The organism is Mangrovihabitans endophyticus (assembly GCF_014646155.1).
GTDB lineage: Bacteria > Actinomycetota > Actinomycetes > Mycobacteriales > Micromonosporaceae > Actinoplanes > Actinoplanes endophyticus.
Map to the genome: position 1 here is coordinate 251,981 of NZ_BMMX01000003.1, position 13,236 is coordinate 265,216.

Consider the following 13,236-nt stretch of genomic DNA (forward strand, 5'->3'; position numbering starts at 1 on the left):
TCAGTCCTGGGTGAACGCGCTGTCGAACCGGCCCGGTGCCGGTTCGAACAGCAGCGAGCGCAGGTGGGCCAGGGCCGCCGGGGCGCCCTGCAGCCGGTTCATCCGGGAGTCCTCCCACTCGATCGAGATCGGCCCGGTGTAGCCGATCGCCTCCAGCGCCCGGAACGCGTCCCCGAAGGGCACGTCGCCGTGCCCGGCCGACACGAAGTCCCAGCCCCGCCGGGGGCTGCCCCACGGCAGGTGCGAGCCCAGCCGCCCGACCCGGCCGTCGCGGCGGCGGATCCGGGTGTCCTTGCAGTCGACGTGGTAGATCCGGTCGGCGAAGTCGAGGATGAAGTTCACCGGGTCGACGTCCTGCCAGAGCATGTGGCTGGGATCCCAGTTGAGGCCGAACGCGTCGCGGCGGTCGATCGCCTCCAGCGTGCGCATGGTCGTCCAGTAGTCGTACGCGATCTCGCTGGGATGCACCTCCAGCGCGAACCGCACCCCTTCGGCGTCGAAGACGTCCATGATCGGGTTCCACCGGGCCGCGAAGTCGGCGTATCCGTCGTCGATGACCTCCTCGGGCACCGGCGGATACATCGCCACGTACCGCCAGATCTTCGAGCCGGTGAATCCGGTGACCACGTCGGCGCCCAACCGCCGGGCCAGGATCGCGGTGCGTTTCATCTGCTCGGCGGCGCGCTCATGGACGCCGTCCGGGTCGCCGTCACCCCAGGTGCGGGAGCCGCCGATGGCGCGGTGCCGGAAGTCGAGCGGGTCGTCGCAGACCAGTTGCCCCTGGGCGTGATTGGACAGCGCCCACACCTTCAGGCCGTGCCGCTCCAGGATGTCGCGGCGCGACTGCAGATAGGCGTCGTCCTCCAGCGCGCGATCCACGTCGAGGTGCTGCGTCTTGCAGGCGATCTCCAGGCCGTCGAACCCCCACTCCGCGGCGAGCCGGACCACCTCTTCGAACGGCAGGTCGGCCCATTGGGCGGTGAACAGGGTCATCGGATGCAGGGCCATCTCAGCTCACCACCGCGGTCTCGTGCACCCGGGCGATCGCGTCGCCGAGCACTCGCGGCAGGTCGCCCTCGGGGATGGTGAAGGATGTCTCGTCGTCGATCGCCAGCGGTGCCCCGAACACCACCACCCCGGCGCCGATCGCGGGACAGCCGACGGCCTGGTCGATCGACAGGCCGCCGACGGCCTGCACCGGCACCGTGGTCGCCGCGACGATGCCGGGCAGGTCGGTCAGCGGGGACAGCCCGAGTTCGCGGTGCACGGTGCGGTGGTCATGACCGATGTGGTGCAGGACCATTCCGACGCCGAGTTCCTCCAGCCGCCGGGCCTCGGCCACCCGGTCGCCGGCAGCCATGTCGTCGCCCATGACGAGCAACCCGTACCGCGCACCCGCCTCGCACACCCGTTGCACCGTCGCGTCGTGCGCGCGGCCCATGACGACCACCGCGTCCGCGCCCGCCTCGGCGAACATCGCCGCCTCGCCGTACCCGCCGTCCATGATCTTCAGGTCGGCGACCAGCGGATGGTCGGGATACTCCGCCCGCAGCGCGCGGACGGCCCGGGTGCCTTCGGCCATGACCAGCGGGGTGCCGATCTCCAGCCAGTCTGCCCCGGCCTCGACCGCGATCGCGGCCATCCGCAGTCCGTCGTCGAGGTTCTTCAGGTCCAGGGACACCTGGACGATGCCGTGGGTCAGGTCGGAGCGTTTCAGCCCTGCGATCGAGCGGCCCATGCCTTCTTCGCCTCCTCGTGGGTACGCACGTGCACCGCCGTCGAGCCGTCGAACCAGCGCTCCCGGGCGGTCTTGAGGAACTCGACCGATGCGCGCATCTCGTCGAGCCCGTTGACCCCGTCCTCGATGCTGATCCAGCCGTCGTATCCGGCCTCGACCAGAATCGGGAAGATGCGGTCGTAGTCGTTGAGCCCGCGCCCGATCACCCCGTGCTTCAGCGCGGCGGGGTAGCCGGTGGCGGGGACGTCGTCCAGGGAGGCACCGGCCTCCAGGTAGCGGTCCGAGGCCTGCATCGTCACCACACGGTCGACGACGCCTGCCAGGAACTCGGCCGGGTCGGCGCCGGCGACCAGCGCGTTGGACGGGTCGTACTGCACGCCGAAACGCACCCGGTCGTCGATCCGCTCGACCAGTGCCCGGAACACCTCCGGAGCCTGCGCGAACTCGGGGTAGGTCCAGGTCGACGCCTTGTAGTGGTTCTCGATGGCGAGGGTGATGTCGAGTTCGGCCGCGAGCGGCAGCAGCGAGGTGATCGCCTCGGCCGCCCGGTCCAGCCCGTCGCCGACGGAGACCTGCGGCCAGCGCTGGCCGCTGAGCACCCGGCAGACCGCGCCGGGCCCGCCGAGCAGACGGGTGATCCGCATGGCCTCGGCCTGCGCAGCGATCTCCCGCTCGCGCTCGGCCGGGTCGGGGTGGGTGAAGTCCGGCGACGCGCACATCATCGGCATCGCGAGGTCGGCGGCGGCGAGCGCGTCGCCCACCCGGTCGGGGAAGTCGGCCTCCCAGAAGAAGCCGGTGTGCATTTCGAGGCCGTCCACGCCGAGGGTGCGGGCCTGCTCGATCCATTCGAACACGGTCATGTCCCGGCGGACGACGATCCGGTTGAGGTCGCCCTTGGGGAATGCTGCGATCTTCACAAGATGTGACCCTAGCACCGAAGTATGGTGCGAAGCGTACAGACTTTGAGGCGAATCTGAACTATTGTTGTGGTCAATCGAGCAAAACCCCGGAGGGCAGTCCATGAAGGCCTTGGTCAAGTACGCCGCCGCGGACGGCGCCGTCGAGGTGCGCGACGTTCCGGTGCCCGAGGCGAGTCCGGGCGCCGTTCTGGTCCGCGTGCACACCGTCGGGGTGTGCGGTTCCGACATTCACATGTGGCACAACTCGCAGAGCAAGAGCTCGGTCGGGATCCTGCCGGTCACCCTCGGCCACGAGTCGGCCGGCGAGATCGCCGCCGTCGGGGCGGGTGTCGAAGGCTGGACGGTTGGCGACCGGGTGGTCTGCGAGACCGCCGCGTCGATCTGCGGGCGGTGCGCGCTGTGCCGGGCCGGACGGTACAACCTCTGCCCGTACCGTGCGGGATACGGCCTCAAGCGCGACGGCGCGATGGCCGAGTTTCTCGTCGCCGAGCCCCGGGTGCTGCACCGCATCCCGGACGGCGTGAGCTTCGAGGCGGCGGCGATGACCGAGCCGTTCGCGGTGGCGTTCAACGCCGTCGTCGAGCGGGCCGGCGTCACCCCGGGCGACCTCGTGGTGATCCAGGGCGCGGGCGCGATCGGGATCCTCGCCCTGCAGGTGGCGATCCTGCAGGGCGCGGCCACCACTGTCGTGCTCGGCACCGACATCGACGCCGGACGGCTGGCGACGGCCCGCACGCTCGGCGCGGACCATGTGCTCAACGTCCAGCGCGACGACCCGGCCGACCTGGTCCGCACGCTGCACGACGGGCTCGGCGCCGACCTGGTGGTCGACGCCACCGGCGTCAGCGTCGCGTTGCAGACCGGCATGCAACTCGTCCGCCCGGCCGGGTCGATCGCCAAGGTCGGCTGGGGCCCGCAACCACTCGGCTTCACCATCGATCCGCTGGTGAAGAAGGCGGTGACGCTGTACGGCTGCTACTCGCACACCTGGAACACCTGGGAACGGGTGCTGCGGCTGTTCGCCGACGGCCGGCTGCACCCGGAGCGGGTGCTCGGCGGTCGCTACCCGATCGAAGACTGGCAGGAGGCGTTCACCGCGATGCAGGAGGGGCGCAACGTGAAGTCGGCGCTGTCGTTGCGCGGGGAGACCCGATGACCCCGGTACGCCTGGGGGTGCTCGGCCTCGGCGCGGTGGCCCAGGCGGTCCACCTGCCGTTGCTCGCCCGCCGCCCGGACCTGTTCACGGTCACCGCGATCACCGACATCGCCCCGGACGTGACCGAGGCGATGGGGGAGCGGTACGGCATCGCCCGCCGGTTCACCGACCTCGGCGCGATGCTCGACGCGGGCGGCTTCGAGGCGCTGATGGTGTTGCACCGGGGCTCGCACACCGAAGCGGTGCGGGCCGGGTTCGCCCGCGGCCTGCCGGTGTTCTGCGAGAAGCCGCTGGCCTACACCACCGCCGAGGTCGACTCGCTCGTCGAACCTGACCTCGGCGGACCGGCCGTGATGGTCGGATATATGAAGCAGTACGACCCGGCGGTGGTCGAGGCCGCGCGGCTGCTGGCCGACGTCGACGACATCCGGTTCGTGGAAGCCTCGGTGCTGCACCCGCCCGGCGCGGCGCAACTGGCCCTGGCCCGTGTGGTCGGGCCCGCCACCCCGTTGCCGGCGGAGGCGACCGCCGCCGGCGAGGCCGAAGACCGAAGACTGTGGACGGACGCGCTGGGCGGCACCACCGACGAGCCGATGTGGCGGGCCTATCGCGGTGCCCTGGTCAGCAGCCTCGCCCACGACCTGTCGATCATGCGCAGCTTCGGGTGCCGCCCGGCGACCGTGGACCACGCCGACATCTGGCGGCAGTCCTCGGCGCACACGGTCCGCGACCCGGGCCGGGACCGGCGCTCGTTCGGCGAGCACCCGCCGTCCATCGTCGCGAACGGCACCCTCGCGGGCGGCGGGCGCTACAGCCTCGGCTGGCATTACCTGTCCGACCTGCCCGCGTACCGGGAAACGGTGCGGGTGGTGCACGGGCGCGGCACGGTCGAACTGGTCTTCCCCTCGCCGTACCTGATGCACGCACCGACCGAACTGACCGTCACCACCCTGGACGACGCCGAGGCGGCCTACGGCCGCGACGCGGAGCGGCGGATCACCCGGCGCAGCACCACCGAGGCGTTCGAACGGCAACTGGAGGCCTTCCACGACATGGTCCGCAACGGAACCCCACCGCGATCCACCCTGGCCGAGGGCCGCGCGGACATCCACGACTGCCAGCGGATCGTGGCGGCGTTCGCGGCACGCACCGGCCTGGCGCTGGGCGGCGAAATCGGCAAGCTGGTGAGCGCCGCATGATCCGGACCGCGGTCGTCGGGTACGGCCTGGCCGGGCGGGTCTTCCACGCCCCGCTGATCACCGCCGACCCGGCGTACGACCTGAGCGCGATCGTCACCGGGAACCCGGACCGGTCCGCCGAGGCGGCCGAGCGCTACCCGCAGACCCGCGTCGTCGCCCGCCTCGACGAGGTGCTCGACGGCGAATATGACCTGATCGTGGTCGCGTCGCCCACCCCCACCCACGTGGACGTTGCCGGCGAGGCCCTGCGCCGCGGCATCGCCACCGTGGTCGACAAGCCGCTCGCGGTGCGTGCCGCGGACGCCGAGCGGCTCATCGCGGAGGCCGAACGCACCGGCGCCGCGCTCACCGTCTTCCAGAACCGGCGATGGGACGGGGACTTCCGGACGGTCCGTAAGCTGATCGACAGTGGGGCGCTCGGTGAGGTGTGGCGGTTCGAATCCCGGTTCGAGTGGCTCAGCCAGCGTCCGCGTCCACAGTGGAAAAGCGGGACCTCCGGTGCGGACGGCGGGGGTGTCGCCTATGATCTCGGCGCCCACCTCATCGACCAGGCGGTGCAACTGTTCGGGCCGGTGGCTGGTGTCTACGGCGAGCTCGACGCGCACCGCACCGGCGGGGTGAACGACGACGACTCGTTCATCGCCCTCACCCACACCGGCGGGGTGCGCTCACACTTGGCCATGAGCAGCCTGGTGGCCCAGCGTGGATTCCGATTCCGGGTGCTGGGCACCGAAGGGGCGTACACGAAATGGGGGCTGGACGTGCAGGAGGCGCAGCTCGCCTCGGGGATGTCACCACTGGATCCCGCGTTCGGCGTCGCCTCATCCGACAGCTACGGCAAGCTCGGCCGCGAGGGCGAGCTGACGAGCGTCGCGACCGAGCCCGGAGGCTACCGCGAGTTCTATGCCATGCTCGCGGCGGCGCTGCGGGACGACGGGCCGTTGCCCGTCGACCCGCGTGACGCGCTCACCGCGATCGGCATCATCGAGAACCTGCACGCTCAGAGCGTGCGGGCGTAAGGGTCGTAGGTCTCGGGCACGGCGGGTGGCCGCGGCGCGGAACTCTCCACCGCCCGCGGGCCGCCCTGCTCGACCGACTCGTTCGCCGCGACGATCGCGTCCAGGACATGGTGGGCGAGGTCGCCGGAGGCGCGATGCGGTTCACCGGCGCGCACCGAACGGGCGATGTCGAGCACCCCCAGGCCGCGCCCGGCCACCGGCCCGGTCGCCTTCACCACCGTCCACTCGTCATCGCCGGTCCGCTTGAGACGCACGTCGCCGTCGAAGTGATTGGGATCGGGCAGCGACACCGTGGCCTCGGTCCCGGCGATCTCCAGAAATCCCTCGCGGCGCTGCGGGGAATCCCAGCTCAGCACCGAGGTGGCGGTGCAGCCGGTGTCGAACTCGGAGAGCAGGCTCACGTACGTGGGCACCGCAACCGTGATCTCCTGGCCGGACTTCGGCCCGACCTGCAGCACCCGCCGCGGCCGGGCGATGCGGCCGACCGCCGACACCGACCGGAACGATCCCAGTGCGAGGGCGAGCGTCGTCAGATAGTACGGGCCGATGTCCCACAGCGGCCCCGATCCCAGCGACAGCAGCCGTTCCAGATTGGGATGCTCGGCCACCGGACCGGGCGTCTCGAACAGGGTGAGCGCGGAGCGCGGCTCGCCGATGTCCCCGCGTTCGATGAGCCGGAAGGCGGTCTGCAGGCCCGCGCCCAGGAACGTGTCGGGAGCGCCGCCCACCCGCAAGCCGTGCTCCGCCGCGGCGGCCCGGACCGCCTCGCCCTCGGCCCGGCTCATCGCGAACGGCTTCTCGGTCCAGACGTGCTTTCCCGCGCGCAGCGCGGCGAGCGAGACCTCGGCGTGCACGGCCGGGACGGTCAGGTTGACGACGATCTCCACGTCCGGATGGGACAGCGCCAGCTCGGGCGGACCACTCTCGGCGATGCCGTACGCCGCCGCCTGCCGCTGCGCGAGTTCCGGTACGAGGTCGGCGACGACCCGGACGTCGAGATCCGGGAAGCTGGTGAGATTGTCCAGGTACTGTCCGCTGATCCGGCCCGCGCCGATCAGCGCGATCCCAACGGGGCCCGTCATGATGCCGTCCTCGGCTGCAAGTAGGCGTACGCGGCGGCGATGCCCTCGAAGATGTCGCCGGCGTAGGCGTCGAACTCGACGGCGCCCGCCTCGACCTGCGGCGTCGCTTCGATGATCTCGGCGATCGGGAGGCTGCCCTTCCCCGCCGGTTGCTGTTCGAGGTTGTTGCGGCTGATGGGGCCGTCCTTGAGGTGCAGGAAACGCACCCGCTCGCCGAGCCGGTCCAGCAGGGCGAGGACGTCTTCGCCGCCGACGGCCACCCAATAGGCGTCGATCTCCATGACGACCTCCGGGCGTAACGCGTCGACCAGCAGCTCCAGGGCGGTGCTCCCGTTCCACCGGCGTTCCAGCTCCCACCAGTGGTTGTGGTAGCCGACCCGCAGGCCGTAGCCGTTCGCGGTGACCGCCGCCCGGTTGAGCCCCTCGGCGATGCGCGCCACGTCGTCCGGGCTGGACCAGAACTGCTCCGGGATGAAGGTGTCGACGACGGTGCCTGCGCCCACCTCGACGGCGGCGGCGAACACGGCGTCGTGGTCGATCGGGCCGGTGTCCGCGACGTTCACGTCGGTCAGGGGAGAGGTGAAGGTGGGCACGATCAGGCCCGCGTCATGAAGCATCCCGGCCAGGCCGGGTGTGTTGCGGTAGAGCTTGTGCGAACACTCGACCTGCCGGTAACCGATGTCGGCAATCCGTGCAAGCGTGCCCGGCACGTCTTTGTCGAGCTCGTGGCGCACGCTGTAGAGCTGGAGGGAGAGGGATTTCAACGGCACTGCGGTCCTCCCGCTGGTGGTCCGGCGGCACCCGGCGGATGGTGCCGCAATCACATCTTTGTTCGAAGAGTAACAGTTTTTTGTTGCTAAGGCACCACATGGGGCGGGCGGTTCGGCCGCCGATTCGCTCTGAAGCGGGTCTGAAACCGCACGCTGCTGGAGTGGCGGGCATGGAACAAGAGAGGAGCTTCACCATGTCGCAGCCCACTCACGTCGACTCCGCGCGTCGCGTACCCGGCGCAAAGATCCTCCGCCGAGCCACCCGGCCGAGGTTCCTCGGCATCATCGCCGCCGCCGCCGTGCTGCTGACGTCCGCGTTGGCGGCCAGCCCGGCCCAGGCATCCGCCTTGGCGTCCGGCACCTTCCACGCCTTCTCCTCGACGGACTGGCAGGGTCCGGACCGGTACTTCTCCGGGAATCTCGGGGAATGCCACTACGTCGGCGCCAACTGGAACGACCGCATCCGATCCGCCCGCACCGAGAACAGTCACACGGTCGAGTTGTGGGACAACGCCAACTGCACGGGCGGCGCGATCGTCATCGACAGAAGCGGATACCACGCGATCGGTGCCTGGGTCAGCGCCTACAAGGTGGTCAGCTAGCACGTCGGGGGCCATGCCCCGGCGCTTCGCCCTATCGGCGAAGTGCCGGGGCACGGGGGGCGCGGTGGCGTGAGCCGTTGTAGAAGCAGGCCCCCGTGCCCGGCAAGAGCCTGCCTCTGGTCGCCGACGGAGGCTGGGACAACGACTTGGCCGAGTTTCTCGTGGCGCTGCACGGCATCGACACCGTCGCCGGCGTTGGGCTCCCGGCCCGGGTCGACCCGCTGTTAGTGTTGGCCGTCCGATGTCACGGGGGAACTGATGAACTCGACGCACGGGTTGTTGACCGTCACACCGGTTCCGGCCTTCGCCGCCACCTACGACGCATTTCAGGTAGCCGATATTGCGGCGGCGATGGCCGAACGGCATGAGTTCCCTTACGAGTACACATATCTGGGCGTCGGTAGCCGGTACTGGAGTGATCAGGCCGAAATGTCCACGGCGGACAGCGCGTCCTCTGATCCGACCCCCTGGCTGATCGCGACCCATGCGGCCGAGGTGGTGGCTCTGCTTCGGCCGGGCCGCGCCGCGCGGGTGGTCGACCTCGGACCAGGCACCGGTTCCGGTGTTCACGGACTGATGGCCTATTTATCGATAGTGGATCGCCTTGATTCGTACCGGGCGGTGGACATCAGCCCAGACCTGTTGGCCATGTCCGCGCGGCGTCTACGGGGTGCGTTTCCGGATGCGGTTGGCCGGATCCATGTCCACGAGGGTGACTTCACCGGTGAGGCCCTCGACGTGGCGATGAGTCGCGGCACCGACCGGATCGTGGTGATCGCAGGTGGGACGCTGCACAACCTTCGCGATCCCGATCTCCTGTTGCGCCGGGTAGCGGCCCGGTCCGACCGGACGGACCTGCTGATGGTGACACTCCGGGTGGAGCCCGAATCCGGCCTGCCGGAGTTCATGAGACGGGTGCACACCGGGCGTACCCTCAAGCCGCAGAAACGGCTGGGTCTGGACCTGTGCGGCATCGATCCGGCCTGGTATGACACCGAACTCGGCTACAACCCGGTCGCACGGGAACTGTTCACGAGGGTGCGCCTGCTCCGCCCGGTCGATGTCGTGTTCGAGGGCCGCACCGCTCGGTTCGCTGCCGGTGACACCGTTACGGTGTGGCGCTACCGATACTTGACCGCCGCCGACGTCGAACGCCAACTGGGGCACGCCGGTTGGACGGTGCGGCTGCGGATTATCGCTCCTCCTGGCGGACGGACCGGGGTCGCCGCCGGTGACCACGTTCTCTTCGTGGCCACGCCGGTCCGGCAGTGTGTGAGCGGCACCGGTACGTGACGGGTATCGACGTGCAAGATCGTCAGATGGCTGCTTGTCATTTAGGTATTTCAATCATACGATCTTTGCCGGGACCATGAGTCGAGCAACTGCGGGGAGCGAGCATGTTCATGAGCGAGAAGGTTCGTCAGGGGCTGGTCTCAGCCGCTCGGGGCTCGGTGACCCCGGAGCGCCGGGAAACCGTCTGGGACTGAGCCGGATCCGGAGCTGACACGGGGTTCCGGCCATTCATCGATCCGCGTGCGGCGACCTGCTCGTCAAGATGAGATGTCGCCGTACGCGGCACATCGACCGCGGCAGGGCGCGTGCTCATGACGCTGATTGCATGGCAGACGGCTCGGTCCTGGATGCCCGATGAGTGGTTCCCAAACAGGCCCGCGACCGTGACGAGCAGACCAGCGTCATACGGGGGATGGGGAGTTGCAGGACGACACTGACGCCGACGTTGCCCGGAACGGCGCAGCCGTCGGGCCACTCGTGGAATTCTTCTCAATCTATCCGGACACGCGGCCGCCCGAACCGGCGTCACGCGACCTCCGGGGTTCGCTGCCGGCGCGGGCCGCCCAGGTTTGCACTCCCATCACCACAGCTTCGGGTGTCGGGTGGTATCTGTTCCCACCAGTCGACTTCGCCCTGCGGTGGGACGGCGACGAGACGTTCTGGTCTCTCCTGGAGGACAACGAGCCGGCTCGGTGGCGATCGCTGGCCGGCGGCCGGGACGGCGTTCTCCCGAGTGGTGCTGACGCGATCGCGGCGGTGCCCGAGGGGCGGGTGAAGGATCTCGACATCTTCGATCGGTTGGGCGGCCTCCCAGCTTTCATCGACGCCGATCCACGCAGTCCGGAACGGGTGGAGGTCATCACGGGTCTGCTGGCTCGCACCCGGCCGGGATGGTTGCTGTCGTTGCGAGAGCCGCCGAACTGGCCGCGCACCGACGGCGTGCATGTGTACGAGGGTCTCATTGAGTGCGAGTGGTACCGCTCGTTCCTGCCGACGATTCTGCGGCTCACCACACAGGGCAAGGTGGTGCGCTTTTACCGGCACCTTCCGTTGATGGTGGCTCAGGTGATTCCGACCTCGATGGTGGAGGCGAACCGAGGTTCCGCTCCGATGCTGAGCGGCATGGCCGATTTTCCCGACGACGTGTGGGACGATTTCGTCGAGTTGCGCCGCGCCCGCCAAGACCCGACGAAACCGCGTACGTATGTGAGCCGGCAGCGCGACCGTCGCCGGGCGTCGTCACCCGATTCGTAGCTGCACTGTGCATACCCGCACGTCCGGTTACCGTGGGGCGTTGAGACATCCGGTCGCGGCCCGACTGCTCACCGCACAACTTGTCTCCGAACTCGGCTCGTTCGTCGGCCTGGCTGCCTTGATCCTGCTGGCGTTCGACGCCACTCATTCGTCGTTCGGTCCTGCCCTCGTTCTCGCCAGCCGATCGCTGCCGGCACTGTTCGTGGCCGGGGTGCTCGGCCGGTGGCTGGGCCGACCACCGCGACGGACGTCCCTGATGGTGGCGAACCTGACCGGCGCGGCGGCGGTCGCGGTCTGCGCAATCGCGCCGAGCACCGGGACGGCGGTTGTGTCCGCCGCTCTGCTCGGGGCCACCCGCGCCGCGTTCCGCAGCGTGCAGGCCGCGATGATCGCCGAGTCGATTCCCTCGGACCTTCGGTTGCCGCTGCTCGGAGCCGCCGGTGTCATCAACCAAACGGCGCAGTGGCTGGGCATCCTGGTGGGCGCGGTCGTGACGCTGACCATAGGTGTCCGCACCTCGCTGCTCCTCGACATCGTCTCTTACCTGGTCGCCGCCGCGGTGCTGGCCACCATCGCGGTCTCACCGCGACAAGCCGGGCGCGTTCGCTCCAAGCCGCTGGACGGCGTCCGCCTCGTCGCGTCTCATCCCGTCCTCCGGCCGCTCGCGGCGCTCGTGCTCGCGTCCGCGTTCAGCGGCTCCCTCGCCGAGGCGCTCGCACCGGCGGTGGCCGATGCTGGCTGGGTGCCGCCGTCGATGGCAGCAGCATCAGCCGGTGGCGCGGTGTTCACCCTGGTCGTCTCCCGCACCGATTTTCTGCGTACGGTTGCCAATCAGGTTCGCACCGTCATGGCACTCGGCGCGTCACTGGCTGCGACCGGGCTGCTGGTGATGGCGCACGGCCCCGACTGGCTTTACGTGTTGGGAAACGCGTCTGTCGGCGCCGCTCTGGGTTGGGTGGTCGGTGCGCAGGCGACCGTGATCGACGTGACGCCGGTCGACCGGGTGGGCCACGTCGAGGCGACGCTGGTCGCCGGCCTGATAACCGCGGGCGGGACGGGAGTCCTTCTGCTTGGATCGATCGCCAGGCTGGCTGGCCCGGGAGCGGCGTACGTGACCGGAGCCGTGGTTCTCACGGCGACCCTGATGACCGCCGGGCGACGTCTGACCAGCTCGACCCCGGCGGTGCCCGAATGACTGGCGCGGACCTGGCGGCAGATCGACAGCGGACGTCTCTCCGCGCACGCGCGTCGGTTGGTTCAGGATCGTCTGCGCGAAAGTGAAGGGCTCCATCACTCGATCACGATTGGTTCATCCGGAAATGTCGATCTCCGTCCGGGTCGAGCGGATCGAGCAGGACCGGGATCAGCGCGTCATGGTCGTGGGCGTCGAAATAGCAGCCTTCGGCCGAGTACTCACCACGCGGAAAGCGCTGCGCCCGGGGAAAGCGTAAGTCTCAAATCGGATAAATACGACAGGGCAATAGCCATGAGAGGTAAATTCCCGACATCAACCATGATGAATTAACCGCTACGGTTATGCGCGTCTAGTTGTGGTTCGCCACTTCCTGGGGCCCGGTCCCGGGGCTGCCCGCGCGCTGAACCTGTGGACAGTCGTCGGCACGCGCGCACGGTTCGAAAGTCATGGCTCGACTTGAGTGGACGGGGGAACAGGCGACCACAGATAAGGGGAGAGGAACCAGCATGACCGACCCAGCAAGAAGTGCCGCCGCTGACCCTGTTTCCGGTGGAACCGACCGGTCCGTCTCCGGAGTCGCGTCTGACGTTGCCGTGGACAGCACGAGCCGGTCCGTGGAGGTCAACCAGCCGCAGAATTACGACTCCGGGGTCTCGCCCGACGTCGCCGTGAACAGCACGGGCAAGGTCGTGGAGGTCCACAAGTCGCAGAATCACGACACCCTCTGGTATCACCTCGGCGAGGTCGACGGTGACCGCATCAATTGGCAGAGGTCCGTCCGGTACGACGATGGTGTGAGTCCGTCGGTTGCGATTGCCGATGATGGTCTGGTGGTGGAGGTTCATCAGTCGCAGAATCACGACACTCTGTGGTATCACGTTGGCCGGGTCGACGGTGACCGTATCCGGTGGGGCAGGTCCGTCCGGTATGACGATGGTGTGAGTCCGTCGGTTGCGATTGCCGATGATGGTCTGGTGGTGGAGGTTCACCAGTCGCAGAATCACGACA

12 protein-coding genes and 2 pseudogenes are annotated in these 13,236 nt (G+C 69.1%); 8 read left to right on the forward strand and 6 right to left on the reverse strand.

Annotated elements, in window-relative coordinates; genetic code table 11:
* Genes IEY73_RS07300 through IEY73_RS07310 form a run of 3 tightly spaced genes read right to left on the reverse strand, consistent with a single transcriptional unit; the run spans position 1 to position 2,655 of the window.
* Positions 1-1,008 (reverse strand): sugar phosphate isomerase/epimerase family protein, encoded by a 1,008-nt coding sequence (locus tag IEY73_RS07300; RefSeq protein ID WP_189078303.1) that lies wholly within the window; start codon positions 1,006-1,008, stop codon positions 1-3.
* A 1-nt stretch (position 1,009) separates the two neighbouring features.
* On the reverse strand, positions 1,010-1,738 hold the full coding sequence (locus IEY73_RS07305) for an orotidine 5'-phosphate decarboxylase / HUMPS family protein (protein WP_189078304.1): 729 nt from the start codon (positions 1,736-1,738) through the stop codon (positions 1,010-1,012).
* Positions 1,714-2,655: a sugar phosphate isomerase/epimerase family protein gene (locus IEY73_RS07310; protein WP_229715641.1), complete on the reverse strand. Its 942-nt coding sequence runs from the start codon at positions 2,653-2,655 to the stop codon at positions 1,714-1,716. The genes IEY73_RS07305 and IEY73_RS07310 overlap by 25 nt, the downstream gene beginning before the upstream one ends.
* A gap of 103 nt (positions 2,656-2,758) precedes the next feature.
* Here IEY73_RS07310 and IEY73_RS07315 point away from each other — a divergent pair, with 103 nt between their 5' ends.
* From IEY73_RS07315 to IEY73_RS07325, 3 genes are read left to right on the forward strand one after another with little or no spacing between them, the layout of a single operon-like run.
* Entirely contained in the window at positions 2,759-3,814 is a 1,056-nt protein-coding gene (locus tag IEY73_RS07315; protein WP_189078306.1) for a zinc-dependent alcohol dehydrogenase, read from the forward strand.
* Positions 3,811-5,013 carry a Gfo/Idh/MocA family protein gene (locus IEY73_RS07320; RefSeq protein ID WP_189078307.1) on the forward strand — a complete coding sequence of 401 codons (1,203 nt, stop codon included), beginning with the start codon at positions 3,811-3,813 and terminating at the stop codon, positions 5,011-5,013. Before IEY73_RS07315 ends, IEY73_RS07320 begins: the two co-directional genes overlap by 4 nt.
* Positions 5,010-6,032, forward strand: a complete 1,023-nt coding sequence (locus IEY73_RS07325; RefSeq protein WP_189078308.1) for a Gfo/Idh/MocA family protein — start codon at positions 5,010-5,012, stop codon at positions 6,030-6,032. Before IEY73_RS07320 ends, IEY73_RS07325 begins: the two co-directional genes overlap by 4 nt.
* Here IEY73_RS07325 and IEY73_RS07330 read toward each other — a convergent pair.
* Together IEY73_RS07330 and IEY73_RS07335 are read right to left on the reverse strand one after the other, a co-directional pair.
* On the reverse strand, positions 6,014-7,114 hold the full coding sequence (locus IEY73_RS07330) for a Gfo/Idh/MocA family protein (RefSeq protein ID WP_189078309.1): 1,101 nt from the start codon (positions 7,112-7,114) through the stop codon (positions 6,014-6,016). The genes IEY73_RS07325 and IEY73_RS07330 overlap by 19 nt on opposite strands.
* On the reverse strand, positions 7,111-7,884 hold the full coding sequence (locus IEY73_RS07335; RefSeq protein ID WP_229715642.1) for a sugar phosphate isomerase/epimerase family protein: 774 nt from the start codon (positions 7,882-7,884) through the stop codon (positions 7,111-7,113). Before IEY73_RS07335 ends, IEY73_RS07330 begins: the two co-directional genes overlap by 4 nt.
* Before the next feature lie 194 nt (positions 7,885-8,078).
* Between IEY73_RS07335 and IEY73_RS07340 the strand changes: the two genes are divergently transcribed.
* The 4 genes from IEY73_RS07340 (at position 8,079) to IEY73_RS07355 (ending at position 12,228) form a co-directional block, all read left to right on the forward strand.
* Positions 8,079-8,486, forward strand: a complete 408-nt coding sequence (locus tag IEY73_RS07340; RefSeq protein WP_189078310.1) for a peptidase inhibitor family I36 protein — start codon at positions 8,079-8,081, stop codon at positions 8,484-8,486.
* Positions 8,487-8,744: 258 nt separating this feature from the next.
* On the forward strand, positions 8,745-9,779 hold the full coding sequence (locus tag IEY73_RS07345) for an L-histidine N(alpha)-methyltransferase (RefSeq protein ID WP_189078311.1): 1,035 nt from the start codon (positions 8,745-8,747) through the stop codon (positions 9,777-9,779).
* Between the two features lie 477 nt (positions 9,780-10,256).
* Positions 10,257-11,033: a DUF6065 family protein gene (locus tag IEY73_RS07350; RefSeq protein WP_189078312.1), complete on the forward strand. Its 777-nt coding sequence runs from the start codon at positions 10,257-10,259 to the stop codon at positions 11,031-11,033.
* 40 nt (positions 11,034-11,073) lie between these two features.
* On the forward strand, positions 11,074-12,228 hold the full coding sequence (locus IEY73_RS07355) for an MFS transporter (RefSeq protein ID WP_189078313.1): 1,155 nt from the start codon (positions 11,074-11,076) through the stop codon (positions 12,226-12,228).
* 118 nt (positions 12,229-12,346) lie between these two features.
* Here IEY73_RS07355 and IEY73_RS33435 read toward each other — a convergent pair.
* Positions 12,347-12,487, reverse strand: a pseudogene (locus tag IEY73_RS33435) (uridylate kinase); the annotation flags it as partial.
* A 355-nt stretch (positions 12,488-12,842) separates the two neighbouring features.
* Between IEY73_RS33435 and IEY73_RS07360 the strand changes: the two are divergent.
* Positions 12,843-13,236, forward strand: a pseudogene (locus IEY73_RS07360) (hypothetical protein); the annotation flags it as partial.

What these genes read in the sequence shown, in the direction of transcription:
- IEY73_RS07300 (WP_189078303.1), bottom strand. Translation starts at nt 1,008, where the DNA reads ATGGCCCTGCATCCGATGACCCTGTTCACCGCCCAATGGGCCGACCTG.
- IEY73_RS07305 (WP_189078304.1), bottom strand. Translation starts at nt 1,738, where the DNA reads ATGGGCCGCTCGATCGCAGGGCTGAAACGCTCCGACCTGACCCACGGC.
- IEY73_RS07315 (WP_189078306.1), top strand. Translation starts at nt 2,759, where the DNA reads ATGAAGGCCTTGGTCAAGTACGCCGCCGCGGACGGCGCCGTCGAGGTG.
- IEY73_RS07320 (WP_189078307.1), top strand. Translation starts at nt 3,811, where the DNA reads ATGACCCCGGTACGCCTGGGGGTGCTCGGCCTCGGCGCGGTGGCCCAG.
- IEY73_RS07325 (WP_189078308.1), top strand. Translation starts at nt 5,010, where the DNA reads ATGATCCGGACCGCGGTCGTCGGGTACGGCCTGGCCGGGCGGGTCTTC.
- IEY73_RS07330 (WP_189078309.1), bottom strand. Translation starts at nt 7,114, where the DNA reads ATGACGGGCCCCGTTGGGATCGCGCTGATCGGCGCGGGCCGGATCAGC.
- IEY73_RS07340 (WP_189078310.1), top strand. Translation starts at nt 8,079, where the DNA reads ATGTCGCAGCCCACTCACGTCGACTCCGCGCGTCGCGTACCCGGCGCA.
- IEY73_RS07345 (WP_189078311.1), top strand. Translation starts at nt 8,745, where the DNA reads ATGAACTCGACGCACGGGTTGTTGACCGTCACACCGGTTCCGGCCTTC.